The organism is Ruegeria sp. AI2, from assembly GCF_056541275.1.
This window is the reverse complement of record NZ_JBQFYB010000001.1, coordinates 464080-481091: the sequence shown is the minus strand read 5'-3', so window position 1 is coordinate 481091 and position 17012 is coordinate 464080. Positions and strand designations below refer to the sequence as shown.

The 17012-nt window shown below is 60.1% G+C and carries 16 protein-coding genes and 1 riboswitch; of the genes, 7 read left to right on the top strand and 9 right to left on the bottom strand.

Translation table 11 applies throughout. The annotated features are described in order from the left end of the window. Positions 1 to 188 precede the first annotated feature (188 nt). A complete protein-coding gene (locus tag ACR0LL_RS02400) occupies positions 189 to 1928 on the top strand; it encodes a serine protease (RefSeq protein WP_480583607.1) in 1740 nt (579 codons plus the stop codon). A 67-nt stretch (positions 1929 to 1995) separates the two neighbouring features. Here the strand turns inward: ACR0LL_RS02400 and ACR0LL_RS02395 are convergent, their stop codons facing one another. From ACR0LL_RS02395 to metZ, 5 genes are all read right to left on the bottom strand, one after another. Beyond that, positions 1996 to 3570 (bottom strand): thiamine pyrophosphate-binding protein, encoded by a 1575-nt coding sequence (locus ACR0LL_RS02395; protein WP_480583604.1) that lies wholly within the window; start codon positions 3568 to 3570, stop codon positions 1996 to 1998. Then, on the bottom strand, positions 3570 to 5018 hold the full coding sequence (locus ACR0LL_RS02390; RefSeq protein WP_480486008.1) for a TrkH family potassium uptake protein: 1449 nt from the start codon (positions 5016 to 5018) through the stop codon (positions 3570 to 3572). The genes ACR0LL_RS02395 and ACR0LL_RS02390 overlap by 1 nt, the downstream gene beginning before the upstream one ends. Before the next feature lie 59 nt (positions 5019 to 5077). Further along, positions 5078 to 5716: a hypothetical protein gene (locus ACR0LL_RS02385; protein ID WP_480583601.1), complete on the bottom strand. Its 639-nt coding sequence runs from the start codon at positions 5714 to 5716 to the stop codon at positions 5078 to 5080. Between the two features lie 282 nt (positions 5717 to 5998). Then, complete coding sequence (gene folE2 / locus ACR0LL_RS02380; RefSeq protein WP_480583598.1) at positions 5999 to 7102, bottom strand: GTP cyclohydrolase FolE2; 1104 nt, start codon at positions 7100 to 7102, stop codon at positions 5999 to 6001. 244 nt (positions 7103 to 7346) lie between these two features. Further along, positions 7347 to 8537, bottom strand: a complete 1191-nt coding sequence (gene metZ / locus ACR0LL_RS02375) for an O-succinylhomoserine sulfhydrylase (protein ID WP_480583595.1) — start codon at positions 8535 to 8537, stop codon at positions 7347 to 7349. Positions 8538 to 8598: 61 nt separating this feature from the next. After that, positions 8599 to 8676, bottom strand: a riboswitch (SAM riboswitch). 122 nt (positions 8677 to 8798) lie between these two features. On the opposite strand from metZ, the gene ACR0LL_RS02370 reads away from it, so the two are divergent. Both ACR0LL_RS02370 and ACR0LL_RS02365 read left to right on the top strand, forming a co-directional pair. After that, a complete protein-coding gene (locus ACR0LL_RS02370; protein ID WP_480486013.1) occupies positions 8799 to 9497 on the top strand; it encodes a glutathione S-transferase N-terminal domain-containing protein in 699 nt (232 codons plus the stop codon). A gap of 76 nt (positions 9498 to 9573) precedes the next feature. Beyond that, complete coding sequence (locus ACR0LL_RS02365; protein WP_480583592.1) at positions 9574 to 10410, top strand: class I SAM-dependent methyltransferase; 837 nt, start codon at positions 9574 to 9576, stop codon at positions 10408 to 10410. A 186-nt stretch (positions 10411 to 10596) separates the two neighbouring features. Here the strand turns inward: ACR0LL_RS02365 and ACR0LL_RS02360 are convergent, their stop codons facing one another. Further along, positions 10597 to 11094 carry a hypothetical protein gene (locus tag ACR0LL_RS02360; RefSeq protein ID WP_480583589.1) on the bottom strand — a complete coding sequence of 166 codons (498 nt, stop codon included), beginning with the start codon at positions 11092 to 11094 and terminating at the stop codon, positions 10597 to 10599. A gap of 240 nt (positions 11095 to 11334) precedes the next feature. Further along, on the bottom strand, positions 11335 to 11706 hold the full coding sequence (locus tag ACR0LL_RS02355; RefSeq protein ID WP_480583586.1) for an OB-fold nucleic acid binding domain-containing protein: 372 nt from the start codon (positions 11704 to 11706) through the stop codon (positions 11335 to 11337). Positions 11707 to 11833: 127 nt separating this feature from the next. Between ACR0LL_RS02355 and ACR0LL_RS02350 the strand changes: the two genes are divergently transcribed. Further along, entirely contained in the window at positions 11834 to 12157 is a 324-nt protein-coding gene (locus ACR0LL_RS02350; protein WP_209504265.1) for a 2Fe-2S iron-sulfur cluster-binding protein, read from the top strand. Further along, entirely contained in the window at positions 12157 to 12900 is a 744-nt protein-coding gene (locus ACR0LL_RS02345; RefSeq protein WP_480583583.1) for an FG-GAP repeat domain-containing protein, read from the top strand. Before ACR0LL_RS02350 ends, ACR0LL_RS02345 begins: the two co-directional genes overlap by 1 nt. A gap of 135 nt (positions 12901 to 13035) precedes the next feature. Here the strand turns inward: ACR0LL_RS02345 and purD are convergent, their stop codons facing one another. Further along, positions 13036 to 14304, bottom strand: coding sequence for a phosphoribosylamine--glycine ligase (gene purD, locus ACR0LL_RS02340; RefSeq protein ID WP_480583580.1), 1269 nt, complete (start codon positions 14302 to 14304; stop codon positions 13036 to 13038). Between the two features lie 76 nt (positions 14305 to 14380). Here purD and xseA point away from each other — a divergent pair, with 76 nt between their 5' ends. Together xseA and ACR0LL_RS02330 are read left to right on the top strand one after the other, a co-directional pair. Next, complete coding sequence (gene xseA, locus ACR0LL_RS02335; RefSeq protein ID WP_480583577.1) at positions 14381 to 15865, top strand: exodeoxyribonuclease VII large subunit; 1485 nt, start codon at positions 14381 to 14383, stop codon at positions 15863 to 15865. Between the two features lie 3 nt (positions 15866 to 15868). Beyond that, complete coding sequence (locus ACR0LL_RS02330) at positions 15869 to 16510, top strand: glutathione S-transferase family protein (RefSeq protein ID WP_267363992.1); 642 nt, start codon at positions 15869 to 15871, stop codon at positions 16508 to 16510. Here the strand turns inward: ACR0LL_RS02330 and ACR0LL_RS02325 are convergent, their stop codons facing one another. Then, on the bottom strand, positions 16511 to 16891 hold the full coding sequence (locus ACR0LL_RS02325; protein ID WP_267363991.1) for a hypothetical protein: 381 nt from the start codon (positions 16889 to 16891) through the stop codon (positions 16511 to 16513). Positions 16892 to 17012: the final 121 nt, after the last annotated feature.

Sequence of the window (17012 nt, the reverse complement as noted above, 5' to 3'; positions counted from 1 at the left end):
CCGTACGCCCGGTTCCGGTCGGTTTGGCCCTTCCTATGCAAGGGGCCGAGGGGCGTCAACGGGGCTTTGGGCTGTGGCTGTATCTGCGCGGCCACACCACAAATTCCCCGCATTCTCAGCATGGTATTTGGCAAATGAAATCGCGTATTCTGCACCTCAGTACAAACACCGCATAACACGGGCAGACAATGACACGCGTATTTTCAGCAATTCTTTTGTTTCTTCTGGTCGGCCTGCGCGCCGCGACCGCTCAACAAGACCCCGGCGTCTGGGTTCAGGTCGAGGCGCAGCCCTCGCTGCGCGAAGCGCAGGACCGGGCGCAAGCCTATGCCAGTACCCTGCCCGATGTGAACGGGTTTCGGCTGAACAGTGGCTGGTATGCCATCGTCATTGGCCCCTATTCGCGCGGCGATGCCGAGCAGGTTTTACGCGTATACCGGGCTGAGGGGCAGATCCCGCGTGACAGCTTTGTCGCGTTTTCAAGTTCGTTGGGGCAACAGTTCTGGCCCGTCGGCGAAAACGCCCTGAACCGCGACGCTGTAAGCGCGCCGACGGAACCGGCAGCACAGCCGCAAGAAACCCTGACAATCACGACCCCACAGGTTTCGGATGAAACCCGCGCACAAGCATTGCAGTCCGAGCGCCTTTTGACCGCGCAGGAACGGAAAGACCTACAAACGGCCCTGCAGGCGGCGGGTTTCTATTATTCGACCATTGATGGTGCTTTCGGTCAGGGAACCCGCCGGTCGATGGGCGATTGGCAGCGGTTCAACGGCTATGAGGCGACGGGCGTTTTGACCACGGTGCAGCGCAAGGCCCTGATGGATGAATACAACGCGCCGCTGATCTCGGCCGGGATGGACCGGTATTCCGACGACGCGGCCGGAATTGCGCTGGATATGCCGTTGGGTACAGTCAGCTTTGACCGCTATGAAGCTCCGTTCGTACATTTCAAAAGCGCCTCGGACCTGAAGGCCCAGGCCCTTTTGATCAGTCAGGAGGGTGACAAGAACACGTTGCGCGCCCTTTACGAGGTGATGCAGTCGCTTGAGATTGTACCGCTGAACGGCCCGCGCGAGCTGGGCCGCGACCAGTTCACCCTTGAAGGGCGCGGCAATGGGATCGTGTCATTCACGCAGGCGCGGCTGGCCGATGGGAAAATCAAGGGCTTTACGCTGGTCTGGCCCGAAGGGGACGAGGCGCGCCGCCTGCGTGTTCTGGCTGCGATGGCGACCAGCCTGAGCACAACGGACGCGGTTCTGGATGCCGCCGCCGGTGCGGATGCGGAACAGCGCATCGATCTGGTCTCGGGTCTTCAGATCCGCAAGCCCCGGTTGTCGCGGTCGGGCTTTTTCGCTGGCGCGGACGGTACGGTTCTGACGGTATCTGAAGCCGCCGAAAGCTGCACCCGGATCACCCTGGAGGGGGATCAGGAGGTGCAACTGGCGCTGACGGACCCGGAGCTTGGTGTTTCGGTCCTGCGCCCTGCAAAAGCCCTTGCACCGATGAGTGTTGCTGCTTTCAGTACCACCCAGCCGCGCATTCAGTCCGAAGTGGCCGTATCCGGCTTTTCCTATCAGGGGGCTTTGGGCGCACCGACGCTGACCTACGGCCAAATCGCGGATATCCGCGGCCTGAACGGCGAGACAGGTGTCAAACGGCTGGCGCTGAACGCTCAGCCCGGAGATGCGGGCGGGCCGGTCTTCAACGACAGCGGCAACGTGGTTGGTATGCTGCTGCCCACACCGTCCGAGGGGCGCACCCTGCCCGCATCGGTCAGCCTTGCGGCAACGGTCGAGCGGTTGACAGAAATCCTGACGAAAGCCGGCGTTTCCGGTCAGTCAAGCGAGGAAACCACCCGGATTTCCCCTAACGAGCTGAACCGGCGCGCGACCGGAATGACGGTTCTGGTACACTGCTGGGACTGAGCCCGCGCAGACATTGAAACCAGACGTTGAAACACCAAAGCGCCGCATGAAGATGCGGCGCTTTTTGTTACAGAATGTCCGGGGTCACGTGGATCAAGGTCGGGACAGGTGCATCAAACGCCGCGCGAACCGCGCTCTGCATCTCAGCCAGAGATGAAGGGGCTGAGGAACGCGCGCCAAAAGCCTCGGCCAGTTTGCAGAAATCCGGGTTATGCGCCACCACCGCATTGGGCGCGATCTGGCTGCGGACCATGCTGTCTTCGATTTCTTTCAGCTTGCCATTGTCCCACAGGATGATCGGCAGCGACAAACCCAGTTCGACCGCAACACCCAGTTCCTGCATCGTATAGTGGAACCCGTAATCCCCGGCGATAACCGCCGTTGGTTTGCCGTGCCGCGCCACCGCGCCACCAATTCCGGCCGGCAGACCATAACCCAGCGTTCCGAACCCGGTCGGATGGTGCCAGTGATGCGGATAGGCCATGTCCCACACCTCTTTCGCGACATAGGCGAATTGGGTCATGTCGGAATAGATCATGGTATCAGCCGGCATCGCCGAGCGCAGCGCATCGGCCACTGCTACAATTCCGGGCCGTTCGGCATCCACCTCGGCCCGCCACCGGGCGCGGGTTTCGGAAATTTCATCGGGCGACCAGCCGGTTGCCGGTTTCAGGTTTTCGGTCGCCTGCCACAAAGCGCGGGCAAAGCTTTCGCTGTCGGTTTGCAGTTTGATCGCGGCGCGATGGTGGTCGGACAGGACTTCGGGATCAAGGTCAACGCGGATCAGCGTTGCCGAATGCCCAAGGTCGCTGCGCCACAGATCGACCTCGCCCAGTTCTGCGCCGACCGCGATGACCAGATCCGCCGAGGCGATAACCTCGGCGCTGCCGGGGCGCGGCAGCGACGCGCCGAAATCCAGCGGATAGTTTGCGCCCGGCAGCCCGCGCCCTGCGTATGTGGTAAAGCAGGCAGCCCCAAGCTGTGCCAGAATCTGCCGCCAGTCGTTGGACTTGCAACCGCCCCCCAGAATGAACAGCGGCCTGCGCGCAAGGTTCAGCATCGAGACAACAGGCGATACGTCAGGCGGCAACGCCTTGATGCGCAACGCGGGCTGGTTGGGGAAAGGTGCCGGATCAGCCTCGGCCTGCAACTGCGCGATTGGCACCTGAATGTGCTTGGGGCGCGGGCGCGACAGCTCGAATTCTTCAAAGGCGCGTTCGACCAGCGCATAGGCGGCCTCGGCCGTGTTGGCCTGTGCCGACCAGTCGGCAACGGTTCCGGCCGCAAGGCGCTGGTCCTTCATCTGGTGCAACTGGCCGCGCAAGGCCTGTGTTTCATCAAGGCAGGACGACACCACCAGCATCGGCACCGAGTCACTGTAGGCCTGCCCGATCGGCGTCATGATGTTGCACAGGCCGGGCCCGGTGATCACATAGGCAACCCCCGGCTTGCCGGTTGCGCGGGCATACCCATCGGCCATGAACCCCGCCCCCTGTTCGTGACGGGCCAGAACATGTTGGATGCCAGCCTCTTCGATGCCGCGGTACATTTCCTGATTGTGAACGCCGGGTATGCCAAAAATCACGTCCACGCCACGATCCTTGAGCATATGCGAAATCTGCGCGCCAAGGGGTCTTTTCATCAGCCTCTCCAGAATTGAACGGTGAAGATCGCGTAAACGGCCAACAGCTCGAGCCGCCCGACCAGCATCCCGATTGTCAGCAACCATTTGGCCGTGTCGTTGAGATTTGCGAAATTGCCCGCTGGTCCGATCTGATCGCCCAGACCGGGGCCGACATTGGCCAGCGCGGTCGCCGCCCCGGAAACGGCTGTGATGAAGTCCAGACCGGTCAGCGCCAGCGCCCAGGACAGCACGCCCATCGACAGGACGAAGAACATGAAGAAGCTCATCACCGAGGTCAGAACACCCTGCCCCACGGGCCGCCCATCATAGAGCGGCACAAACACGCCATGCGGAGACCTGATCCGTTTGATCTGACTTTTGATCGAGGCAAACAGCAACTGATAGCGGAATATCTTGATCGAACATGCAGTCGATCCCGCGCAGCCGCCAATCAGGCCGATCAGGAAGAACATCATGATCGGAAAGCTGCCCCAACCCATGTAATCGACACTGGCATAGCCGGTGCCCGAGATGATCGAGGTGATGTTGAACAGAGATTCCCGAAACGCCTGTTCCCAGTGATGCGGAAAGACCGATGTCAGGAAAATCGACATGATGATGACCAGAACCAGAATGGTCGCCAGAAACGCGCGAATTTGACTGTCTTTCCACAAGGACGCTGTATGGCCGTTTGCCAGCTGGACATAGCGCACAAAAGGAAGCGCCGCCAATATCATGAACACCGACGCCGCATATTCGGCGGGGCCCGAGAAGGTTCCGAACGAGGCGTCATAGTTCGAGAATCCACCGGTCGAAAGCGTTGTCAGTGCATGTACCAGCGCATCGAAAAAGTTCATTCCCAGACCGGCGTAAACCAGCGCGCAAACCAGTGTCAGGAAAACATAGATGAGCGAAATCTGACCCGCGATCTCTTGCGCGCGAGGCAGGATTTTACCCATTGTTTCAAAGCCTTCCGAGCGGAAAATCTGCATGCCGCCGACACGCAGTTCGGGCAGGAACACCATGGCGACAACGATGATCCCGATACCCCCCAGCCATTGCAGGATACCACGCCACAGCAATAGCCCCTGCGGCAGGGTATCCAATCCGGAAATCACCGTTGAACCTGTAGTTGTCAGGCCGGACATCGCCTCGAAATACGCATCGACAAAGCGCAGCTCGGTTTCACCGAACAGAAACGGAATTGCCCCAAACAGGGGCAGCGCCGCCCAAACACCGGTTGTCAACAGGAAGGTCTGGCGGATGGTCAGCCCTTCGCCCACACCGTTCGAGCAGCTCATCGCCAGAACGGTCCCGGTCAGCGTCGTGATAATGGCGCTTTCCAGAAATACCGGCCATTCGCCGCGCCCCTCGATCAGGTCCGCGAGCATAGGCAGCAGCATGGTCGCCCCAAGAATGGCGACCAGCAAGCCAATCACATATCCGACCGGGCGAAGATCCATCATGACGCGCAGGGTTGGCGTGCCAACCCGACCGTGTCAAGCAGATGATCCCGGTTTACCCGTCAGTTTTTGACATCTGTTCCGGGCATCACAGGCGGTTTTGACGGGGCGCGTGATTTTCGCGCCTGCGGTTTGCGCGGTTCCGTCGCCGGGGCTGGTTTCGCCTGCACCTTGGCCGGGGCAGGATCGGCCTGTGTCGGCTTGACCTGCGCTGCCTGAACAGGCGCCGGTGTCGCAGGGGTGGGCTTGGGCGTTACGGGCGACACGGTTTCGGTCGCAGGTGTCGCCGCGGATTCAACAGGCTTCACTGCTTTTTCATCACTAACCGCTGGTGTCGGTTTGGCTGCCGCCGGGGGTGCCGCCGTGGGCCGCGGACTGGCTGAAAACTCAACAGGTTTGGCCGCCGGCTTGGCCGGTGCAGTTTTGCGGGCCAGCTTTTTCTTGGGCGTAGATGATTTCTCCGGTACGCGTTTCGTGCGCGCCACGGCAGGTTTGGGTTTGGCCGCCGGTTTTTCCGCCGGAGCTTCCACCACTGGACCCGGTGCTGATGCTGCCAGATGCAGGGCGTGGACCGGCACCATCGGCAGTTCAAGCGCCGAACGGGTCATGATCTGTGCAATCTTGATCTGGTTGACGATCGCATAGCCAGCCATGCGTATAGCCGCGGCCTGAAGCTCCAGCGGTTGGGTAATCGGATTCATTCCATAGATCTCCTGTGAAAACGATGCAGCCAGAAAAGTAAGGGTAAAGCGCCCTGCCCGCTCGGGGGTCCGGGCGGAGGTTGGGGTCTTGCAGTCCAAGGCGTCTCACGTCTCGGCTTCCTTTCGGGTGACACACCATTGAGCGCGCCGGTGTGCCGAAGCTGCATTCCCCGTCAGGATACAGGAGTTTTTCACGCAATTGCAGCATTTTTGCTGCGCTGCGGCGAATGAGCGCCGATCAGGTAAATCTCTGATTAAATTCTAGCCACTTACCCGAGACGTTCAGCCAACGTGAAACAGGGTCGTGAACAGTTTCGGGTCAAGGTTGGACGCGGCGAAGGTTGGGCCTTCGGTCAGAATCGACACGGCGTCATGGCTGTGCAGGCTTTCCTGATGGCTTGCGACAACGCGAAAATCGCCAACGTGATGATCTGCCAGCAACTCGGCACAAAACAGGCGCGCGGCATCTTCGACGAAGATAGGATTGGCTGCGTTCAATTCGGCGAAAGCCTGTTCATCTTCGCGCTTCACCATCACCTGCGTTTCCGTCGGAACCGCACGGCGGCACAGCGCAATCAGGTCTTCAAACCACAGGCAATCCGCATCGCAATCCACGACAACCGAGATCCGCGCGACGGAGCGCTGCGAATGCGGCGTCGCCAGCTGACCGCGCATCGACCGGGCATGTTCGCTGAGTTCCAGCGAACAGGGGCAGGTCGAGGAATAGACATAGTCAAGGTGCATGATCTTCTGACGCACACCGTTCTGTTCGACCAGTTCAAGCGCGATGTCGTAATACTGGTACCCCTCAAGGCCCGAGCGCAGGCTTTTGATCCTGTCCGGGTAGGAAAAGCGCATCTGGATACGGGCGTCGAAGCTGTCCAGATCGGACATGTAATCGTCCAGAGCGGATTCCATAACCTCAAAGCTGAACGTCCGTTCCGCATGTTTGTAGAACGACCGCATGATCCGGGACATGTTGATGCCCTTTTTCTCGGCCTCGAGGCTGACCGTGCCGGTGATCGAGGTTTCCAGTGTCACGTCTTCGCCCTCCTTCCGGTGGAACCGGATCGGCAGGCGGAAGTTCGAAATACCTACATGTTGGATCTGCTGTTTGGCCCCACGGATCAGGCTGGACGGGCCGTTCTGCAAATCCGGCAAGGATGCGCGGTACGCCGCATCGACGGTAAAGTCATCGGGGTAAGCGCGCGAAAAAGGCGGATAGTTGCCCGCTGCCAAACCGGGCAGCAGCCGGGCCACAGCCGGGTCAAGCTGGTTTATCTCGGCTTCCGAGGCAGATTTGGCCCATTGCCGCAGAACGTTCAAAGCCTCGGCAGCCTTGTCCCGATCCGGTTTTTCATCAATGTCGCGCGGGTGAACATTCATCAGCGGCGGTTCCTTGGTTGGTCGTCGGACTATATATGACTGATGGTCTAATACCAGTCTAACCCGATACGTCGGCAATAGCAGCCCGGATTGAAAAATCCGGCGCAAAACCGTCATCTCGCAACAGTTAGCGCCTTTTGAAGGTGGGAACAGCGGGCGGCGCGCCTGGCTGCCGCCCGAAACAAAGTGGCCGCTTAGGCACGCAGCCTGCCCCCCAGTACAAAAAGGACGCGGGGGCTTTGGTTTATTTCTGCGAGGCTTCCAACGCTTGCCGAAGGTCGGCCAGCAAGTCACCGGCATCCTCAAGCCCGACGGAAAAGCGGATCAGACCCGGTGTAATGCCCAGTTGGTCCTTCTGCGCGTCACTGAGACGCTGGTGCGTTGTTGTCGCCGGGTGCGTCGCGATGGATTTGGCATCGCCCAGATTGTTCGAAATCACCGGGATGGTCATCGCATTCAGGAAGGCAAACGCTGCATCCTTGCCGCCCTTGATGTCCAGCGACAACACGGTTCCGCCCTTGCCGCCAAGTTGGGTCTGAACCAGTGCATTCTGGGCGTGGGTTTTCAAACCGGGATAAAGCGTCCGTTCCAATGCCTGGTGCCCTTCCAGCGCCTCGGCGATCTTTTGCGCGCTTTCGGCCTGCGCATTGACCCGCAGCGCCATCGTCTCAAGGCCCTTGAGCATGATCCACGCATTGAACGGGCTCAGCGCGCCACCGGTATGCTTGAGATAGGGTTCAACGGTTCCGCGAATGAAGTCCTTGGTTCCGATGATCACACCGCCCAGCGCACGGCCCTGCCCGTCGATATGCTTGGTCGCTGAATAGACGACCACATCCGCACCCTGCTGGATCGCGCGTGAGAACACCGGGGTCGAAAACACGTTGTCCACCACCACAACAGCACCGACCGCATGGGCCAGATCGGCCACAGCAGCGATATCGATCACCTCAAGCGTGGGGTTCGACATGGATTCAAAGAAAACAGCCTTGGTGTCCGAGCGGATCGCAGCCTTCCACTGCTCCAGATCGGTGCCGTCCACAAAGGTCACCTCCACGCCATAGCGGCTCAGGATGTTTTCAAGGATATAGAGGCACGAGCCGAACAGCGCCTTGGCCGAAACGACATGGTCCCCGGCTTTCAGCATCGAGGTCAGAGCGCCGTTGACGGCGGCCATGCCCGAGGCCGTCGCAAAGGCATCTTCGCCACCTTCCAGCGCCGCGATGCGTTGTTCGAACATGGACACGGTCGGGTTGCCGTAACGGGCATAGATGAACTCGTCGGGGCCACATTCCAGAAACCGGGCCTCGGCCTGTTCCGCGCTTTCGTAGACGAAACCCTGCGTCAGGAAAATCGCCTCGCTCACCTCGTTATACTGGCTGCGACGGATGCCGCCATGGACGGCTTGGGTGCGTTTGTTCCAGTTCTCGCTCATCTCAATCCTTTCAGCCTCGGGTGGAGGCAAACAAAAAACCCCAGACGCGGCCAAGCGAAAGGGGTCTTTCATCCTGACCTTTTAGCGGTGTTGTTTAGCGTGGCCCGCAATCCGGTAACAAATCGCCACGTAGCTTCAGGATCGCAATACGCCTCGGGCGGTTCGCGGTCAAGCCCGGCCTGCGCGTCGGTCACGCTTTCGTAAGCGGTACTTGCCGAACCGGCAGAAACCCGCATGATCCCCTCAGCATCAGGAGAACACATGGCTGACCCGATTGATCTGTATTTCTGGCCGACACCGAATGGCTGGAAAGTATCCATCGCCCTGGAAGAGATGGAGCTGCCCTACACCACCCATCTGATCAATATCGGCAAGGGTGACCAGTTCGATCCCGCGTTCCTGAAAATCGCGCCCAACAACCGGATGCCCGCCATTGTCGATCCCGACGGGCCGGATGGCGCACCTGTTTCGGTTTTCGAAAGCGGCGCGATCCTGATGTATCTGGCCCGCAAGACCGGGCGGTTCTATGGCACGACCGAACGCGACCGGATCGCGGTCGAGGAATGGCTGATGTGGCAGATGGGCGGCGTTGGCCCGATGGCCGGTCAGGCGCATCACTTCCTGAAATACGCCCCGCAACTGGACCCGCCGCAGGACCTGCCCTATGCCAAGGACCGCTACCGCGCCGAGGTCGCGCGCCTGTACGGCGTACTGGACCGGCGGCTGGCCGAAAACGAATATGTCGCGGGCGATTTCTATTCCATCGCCGACATGTCGATCTGGGGCTGGGCCAGCCTGTGGGAAGGCCAGCAGCAGGTGCTGGAGGACAAACCGCACTTTGCCCGCTGGCTGGAAACCGTCAGCGCCCGCCCTGCCGTTCAAGCCGGACGCGCGCTGTATGCCGAGTTGCGAGGGGATCATCGGGACAAACAGGCACAGAGCGTTTTGTTCAAGCGGTAAGACTTATGGGCTGCTTTGAGGCCGTAGCTGACCTCTCTGTTTTCATCTATCATTCAACTGTCTATGAGGATGCCAGATGGAGGACGGGGGAAATATGCAAGATTTCGGCGAATTCGCAGCCCGCGAGCGCCTCGGCTGGGCCGACGAGAGCATTGTCTCCGCTTATGTAAGAAAGTTTGGCCCTGTCACGGACTATGCGGCCCAAGAGTTGATCAATCGTGGATCGCCAAAAGGAATGTCGGTTCTTGATTTATGTTGCGGTCAAGGCGCCTTGACCGCAATGCTTAGCGAGGCGGGTTCACGTGTTACTGGCTTAGACTTTTCTGAAGAAATGCTTGCCTTAGCAGCTGAGACCGCACCAGATGCTGTTCTTCAGCAAGGTGACGCCGCAGCACTTCCTTTCGCTGACGGCCAATTCGATCAGGTGGTCTGCAACTTTGGTATGATGCACTTACCTGAGCAACCGAAAGCGTTAGATGAAATCAACAGAGTGCTGCGTACCGGGGGCCGTTTCTTGATGGCAACTTGGGCGACGCCAGATGTTTCTCCGGCATTCGGAACTGTGTTTGGAGCGATAAAGACGAATGCAGATTTTTCCGATGCCCCCCCTCAGCCGGACCTTTTCGCTTTTGCGCGGCCCGACGAAGCGAAGGCGATGATGCAGGCATCTGGCTTGCGCATGGTTTCCCATGAAAATGTCACGACGCATTGGCTCTTGGATGAACCGGGTGAATTATTCGATATTTTCCTAACGGCAACGGTTGCGGCATCCCAGCTTATCAAGGGTCAGAAGCCGGAAGTGATTGAAGCAATTCGGGATCAAGTAACCGATGCGGTAAGCGCTAATTTCCGCGACAAGAATATATATCGCGTACCAGTGGCCATCGCGATCGTGCAGGCAGAGGCTGAATAGCAGCCGTTATTCTGTCGAAGTCCGTTTTGTCCCGCAAGGCGGACTAACCCTCTCCCCCACACCAAAACATCCTGTATCCCCGGAATATCCTCGATCCTTTCCGCGATCGCATTGGTTACCTAGTTTGCCCTCTGAATCCTGCCCTGCAACGCCCCTGGCGGAGGATCCTTGTCGCGGGGCGACCTGTCAGCGAAACTGGAATTCAGGTTCCGCGGGGAAAGACATGGATATGCCCGTCCAATGCCCATTGCGCAGCCTTGCAACGTTCCGCCCGTCAACACGCATCCGGGTCGTCAGGACAAATGCGGCCTGCCCTTTGCGCGCCCCGGCTTTCTGGGCTGCGTCGCCAGAACGCTCGGCCCTGTCGAACAGAATCCCATCGGGTTTTGCCGACCGCCGGGACCGAAAGTTCGGGACCAAATGCGGCTTTCGATCCGCTTCTTCCGCCGGGCGCGATGCCTCAATCTGCTTGAGTAGCTGCAACTCTGACCGAAGCCTTTTTGCAGTCTCAGCCTGTCTGCGTTCAAAGGAATAAGCGCTTAACGCCTCATCGATCATTCGGGCGGTGTGAACATATCCCGCTGAACGCGTGAGTTCCGAGAGCTCGGCCAGACGGTCGGAAATCCGGCTTTCGTCCCGAGAGATGGTGTTTTGGAGCGATCCTTGGTGCGTTGCGTTGGGCATCCGAACTGACTCTGAAAAGACGTTGAGTGATGCGCAATCCGGCCCGAGCTTTGACACAAGCCGATGCGCAAAGATGCGTGTCACTACGTGCCCGGCCCCAAAGAGTCGACCATCCCGCGTTCAAGTGGCGGAAAAGCGCCTTAATCGCGCATTTGGGACAAAGAAAACATATCGCCCGCTCTCCAGGCGCGGGTTTGTGGCACTGCGACGGACAATTTAGGATTGATCCGCACGACAGACCTAACCCTGCCCCTGCACCAGCAAGTCCAGCATGCCCGAGATATCCTCGATCTCTTCCGCGATCACGTGGGTCACCGAATGCGCCCGCTGCATCCGACCCGTCACCTTCAGCAATCGCCCCGAGATCACCGCACGGCGGAAGCGTTCGTAGATTTTGCGCCAGACCACCACGTTGACGATCCCGGTCTCATCCTCAAGCGTCAGAAAGATCACGCCTTTGGCCGTCCCCGGCCGCTGCCGCAGGATCACCAGCCCGGCCACGGCCACACGCGCCCCTTCGGGCGGGGCCTCCAGCTGGGCGGTGGGCAGACAGGACGGCGGTCGCGGCCAGTTCCGGTTTGAAACCGCGCGGTGAAAAGGGGCAATAAGCATAGGAACAAAAATAGAACAAAATGCAGGAAAGTCCAGACACGGCGCAAGGAGTCGCAAATGAGGCTGGAAACACCTAACTCCCTTCACTAAGGAAGGTTTCGAACATCGCAAAAGGAAGACGCACGCAATGGCAAAGATCACCTATGTCGAGCATGGCGGTACCGAGCACACTGTCGAGGTCGCCAACGGACTGACCGTCATGGAAGGGGCCCGTGACAACAATATTCCCGGCATCGAGGCCGATTGCGGCGGTGCCTGCGCCTGCTCGACCTGCCATGTCTATGTCCACCCCGACTGGGTCGAGAAGATCCCGGCCAAGGACGACATGGAAGAAGACATGCTGGATTTCGCCTATGAGCCCGACCCGGCCCGCTCGCGCCTGACCTGCCAGATCAAGGTGACCGACGCGCTGGACGGCCTGATTGTCCAGATGCCTGAAAAGCAGATCTGATGCCCAACAAAGCGCCGCGTCAACCCGCCCGCCAGTGGCAATGTCGGGTGCGCAGCGCTTTGCTCCCTTTTGGCCTGTGGTGCGCGCTGCCAATCGCCGTCGCGGCGGATACCATCACCGACGCCCGCTTCACGGAACCAACCACGCGATACTCACATGGCGTTTTGGGTGACAATATCGAATACGGCGCGCTGGAGCTTGTGGTCGATGACACAGTCGTAACGGTTCGTCTGCCACAGGACCGTGTATTCGAAGACCTTGCGCCGCGTCTGGCAGACATCGACAGGGACGGCGCGGTTGAAGCAGTTGTCGTCGAAACGCAGGACACAACAGGCGCTCAGCTTGCGATCTACAACGCCGCTGGCGAAAAGATAGCGGCCACTCCTCATATCGGCGCACGTTTCCGCTGGCTCGCCCCGGTCGGTGCTGCTGATCTGGATGGTGATGGCAATATCGAAATCGCCTATGTCGACCGCCCCCACCTGGCCAAAACCCTGCGCATCTGGCGCTTCAAAGATGGTGGACTGACCGAAATCGCCGCTCTGCCCGGCCTGACCAACCACAAGATCGGTGAGGATTTCATTTCCGGCGGCCTGCGGAGCTGCGGCGACCATCCCGAAATGATCCTCGCCAGCGCCGACTGGTCGCGGATCATCCGTGTTTCCTATCAGGATGGCTGGCACCTGACGGACTTGGGCCCGCTCAAACAGCGCGACAGTCTTACATCAGCCCTGAATTGCTGATCCGCCTCTTCATCTGGCCAAAAAGATCCTGGAGGGTGAGTGGTTGAAAAGAAATCGTCCAGCGGACGATTTCGACCGCAAACGCGCGCAGCGCCGGGAGGCCGCAAGGCCGAGGGGGCAAAGCCCCCTGCCCGATCATCCCTCCAAAGCGCGCCAGCCGATATCGCTGCGATAGAACCCTTCGGGCCAATCCACGGCATCAACCATCTGGTACGCCCGGTCGCGCGCCTCTTGCAGCGTTTTTCCGCGCGCGGTCACGTTCAGAACGCGCCCGCCGACGGCCTGCACCTGCCCCGCAGCCTCGCTTGTGCCCGCATGAAACACCATGTTGCTGCTGTCCTCGGGCAAGCCGTCCAATCCTTTGATGACCGTGCCCTTCTCGTAGGTTCCCGGATAACCTTTGGCCGCCATCACGACCGTTATCGCGTGATCATCGGCCCAGTTGACCCGCATCTCGCCCAGCCGCCCTTCGGCGGTGGCATGCAACAGGTCCATCGCCTGCGCGCCCAGACGCATCATCAGGACCTGACATTCCGGGTCCCCAAAACGGACGTTGTATTCCACAAGGCGCGGCTGGCCGTCCTTGATCATCAGCCCCGCATAGAGGATTCCCTGAAACGGCGTGCCCCGGCGCTTCATCTCGGCGATGGTGGGGCGCACGATCTCTTCCATTGCACGCGCTTCAACTTCCGCGCTCAGAACCGGCGCCGGAGAATAGGCACCCATCCCCCCGGTATTCAGGCCGGTATCCCCTTCGCCCACCCGCTTGTGGTCTTGGGCCGTGCCGATGGACAGGATGTTTTGGCCGTCGCACAGAACAAACAAAGACGCTTCTTCACCGTCCATAAACTCTTCGATCACGACCTCGGCCCCGGCCCCGCCAAAGACACCGCCGAACATGTCGTCAATGGCGTCAAGCGCCGTGTCTTCGTCCATGGCCACGATCACGCCCTTGCCGGCGGCCAGACCATCGGCCTTGACCACGATGGGCGCGCCCTGTTCGCGGATATAGGCCTTGGCGGGCTCGGGCGCGGTGAACCGCGCATAAGCGGCGGTGGGCGCATGTGCCGCGTCGCAGATTTCCTTGGTAAAGCTTTTCGAGGCTTCCAGCCGGGCCGCTTCGGCAGACGGTCCGAAAACCAGCACCCCGGCTTCGCGCAGGCGATCCGCCACTCCGGCGGCCAAGGGGGCCTCGGGACCGACAATCACGAAATCAATCGCGTTTTCCTCGGCAAAGCTGACGACGGCCCCGCCGTTTTCGATATCCAGAGCGGCACACTCCGCGATCTGAGCGATCCCGGCATTGCCCGGCGCCACGATCAGACGGTCGCATTTTGGGTTTTGCATCACTGCCCAGGCCAGGCTGTGTTCGCGCCCGCCGCTGCCGAGAATAAGGATGTTCATGGGGTAGTCTCCGATCTGCTTGGCCTCGCCTGCGCGGCGTTCTAAGCTGGGTGAGCAATTGAAACAAGGCGCTGAAATGTCCGACCTGCTTGATGACCCGATTCCGGGCCAAAACACCCCTGAATACACGGTTTCCGAGGTATCGGGCGAGGTGAAGCGCACGCTGGAAGGCGCGTTCGGGCGAATCCGCGTGCGCGGCGAAGTCGGGCGCGTGTTCAAGGCCCGGTCCGGGCACCTGTACTACGACATCAAGGACGACCGTAACGTTTTGGCCTGCACGACATGGAAAGGTCAGGTTTCCAGCCTCTCGGTCGTGCCAGAGGAAGGACTGGAGGTTGTCGTCACCGGTCGCCTGACCGCTTTTGGCGCACAGTCCAAATACAACCTGAATGTCGATGAAGTTGCCGTTGCCGGTCAGGGTGCACTTATGGCCTTGCTGGAAAAGCGCAAGAAACAGCTTGAGGCCGAAGGTCTGTTTGCGCCCGAACGCAAGAAGCCCCTGCCGTATCTGCCGCAGATCATCGGCGTCGTGACATCGCCTTCGGGCGCGGTGATCCGTGACATTCTGCACCGGCTTCGGGACAGGTTCCCGCGCAAGGTGCTGATCTGGCCCGTGGCCGTGCAGGGCGCAAACTGCGCCCCCGAGGTTGCCCGCGCCATCGAAGGGTTCAACCAGTTGACACCCGGCGGCGCACTGCCCCGTCCTGACCTGATCATCGTGGCCCGTGGCGGTGGGTCGATCGAAGATCTTTGGGGCTTCAACGAAGAGAGTGTCGCGCGAGCCGCCGCCGCATCGGACATACCGCTGATTTCGGCCGTTGGGCATGAAACCGACACGACCCTGATCGATTTCGTCTCGGACCGCCGCGCGCCTACACCCACAGCTGCGGCAGAGCTGGCCGTGCCGGTCCGCATCGAACTGCTGGCCTGGACCGGCGAGCAAGGCGCCCGCCTGTCGCGCGCGGCAACGGACGCGGTGCAGCGCCGTTCGCAAAGGCTGCGCGATTTGTCCCGCGCCCTGCCGCGCCCGGACAGCCTGTTGAACTCCCCCCGGCAACGCCTTGATTTGATTGCGGATCGCCTGACCCCGGCTTTGACGCGAGGAGTGCAAAACCGCCGCCTGCAAGTAGTGGAACTGTCAGCCCATCTGCGCCCGTCAACTCTGCGCGGTCTGGTCTCGGCCCGGCAGGAATCACTGCGCAACCTGTCGTCGCGCCTGTCCCTGCGCCCGCTTCAACGCGAGATCGGCCAGCACGCGCAAAACCTTGCCCGGCTTGGTGATCGGATGAACGCGGCACAGACCACGCGGCTGGATCGTCTGAAACATCAGTTGGAGGCCACCGACCGCCTGCGCGAAACGCTCAGCTACAAGGCGACGCTGGAACGCGGATATGCTGTGGTCCGCGCAGATGGGAATGTCATCACGACCAAGGCCGAGGCCGCAAAACACACGGTGCTGGACATCGAATTCGCCGATGGCATTCTTGGCACCGGGACAGCCGCAAAGCAGCCCAACCGGAAATCCAAACCGGATGCACCAGATCAGGGATCGTTGTTCTAAGCCATGTTGACAATCTGGGGCCGCAAAACGTCATCGAATGTTCAAGCCCTGATGTGGTGCGTCGGAGAGCTGGATCTGCGCTTTCATCGCCACGATGCAGGGCACAGGTTCGGCGGGCTGGACACCGATGCCTTTCGCAAGCTGAACCCGAACGGCACCATCCCAGTACTACAGGATGGCGATCACCCACCGCTGTGGGAAACCGGCGCAATCCTGCGCTACCTGGCGAATGCCTATGGCGGGAATGCGTTCTGGCCACGCGACCCGGTCCAACGGGCTGAAATCGACAAATGGGCGGAATGGGCCAAGATCAACGTTGCGATGGATTTCACGGTGCCCGTGTTCTGGCAGGTTGTCCGGACCGCCCCGGCAGAGCAGGACCAAAACGCGATTGAGCAGGCCGTTGCCGCACTGGACAGCAAACTGGCACTTGCCGATACCCGGCTGTCAGAAAACACCTACCTGTGCGGGCCCGATCTGACGCTGGCCGATATTCAGCTGGGACATATCCTTTATCGCTATTACGACATCGCGATATCCCGCGCGGTCCTGCCCAACCTGCGGCGCTATTACGATAAGCTGACAGAAAGACCTGCATATCAGGAGCATGTCATGCTCAGCTATGATGAGCTTCGGGTAACCTAGTCAGACACCGACGTCGGGGCCATAACACACCATTTCTTCCCCGATATCTTCCGCCTCGTACAGCTCGGTCGCCTGCGGGTCGCCTTCAAACTGCGCGACAAGGCCACCGCCGGATCGTGTAAAGACCCAGCATTGCGGGTCAAACCGGTCTTCGTAGATGAAACAAATCTGTTCTTCCTGCTGATACCATACACCTTCCTTGCAATCGCCATCCAGAAAAGACCAGATCACGCGGCGGTTGGGCAAATAGCGTTCGACCCCGTAAACCTGCCCTTCGAACCCGTAAAACAGGGTCTTGCCCTGCGTATAGGTGTCGAATTCGGGGCCGGACAAAGGGGTCTGGGCCGCAGCGGGCGGTGCAGCAAAACAGGCGAGAATCATCAGCGCTCGGAACATACGCCCATTGTGTCAGATGCGATCCCGCTATGCCATTCACCCTTTGGCCAGGGCTTGGGGAAACACGCTTAACTCAACGTAAGCGCTTGATTATATGCCGCGCTCG